Source organism: Actinomyces sp. S6-Spd3 (assembly GCF_000758755.1).
Lineage (GTDB): Bacteria > Actinomycetota > Actinomycetes > Actinomycetales > Actinomycetaceae > Pauljensenia.
In genome coordinates this window covers 1-548 of record NZ_JRMV01000171.1, presented here as the reverse complement: position 1 = coordinate 548, position 548 = coordinate 1, and the positions used below count along the sequence as shown (strand labels likewise).

The following is a 548-nucleotide window of genomic DNA, read 5'->3' as shown; positions in this document are numbered from 1 at the left end:
TCCTAGCGGCAACGGCTTTTCCTTTTCTGCACGTTCGGCCGCATTCTGTGCTACAGCTGGCTTAACACGCTCCGTCGTCATAGAGTACGTAAACCAGAAGATGATGGACATGACAATGCCGTAGATAACCATCGTGATGATCCAGCCACGATTGCCATTATTACCATCGTCAAAGATTCCCACCATCCACAGCGTAGTGAAGGACAAGACGATATTGATTGCGAAAAAACCGAGCATGCGAATAAGGTTCAGCTCGGAACGGACCTGCGGATCGCGCGAAACCAGGGTTCCGAGCGTACCGAAGGGGATATTACTCATCGTGTAAACGAGATAGTAAATATTGATAACAACCGTAATGTAGGCAATCGTTGGACCAGTTCCCATGCCTCGCGGAATCGCGAACACCAATACCAGCGCGATGAACATCGGAAGAATCGTCCACTTAACCCATGGACGCGCCTTTCCATCCTTGGTGTTTGTACGGTCAACAACGTATCCCATCAAGATATTTGTAACGGCATCAAAAATACGCGTAAAGAGCAGCACAG

The 548-nt window shown here is 48.7% G+C and carries 1 protein-coding gene; it reads right to left on the bottom strand.

Features of this window, described 5'->3' with window-relative positions:
• Positions 1-548: MFS transporter (locus tag HMPREF1627_RS01025; RefSeq protein ID WP_199805858.1), on the bottom strand; the 548-nt coding region annotated here is incomplete at both ends.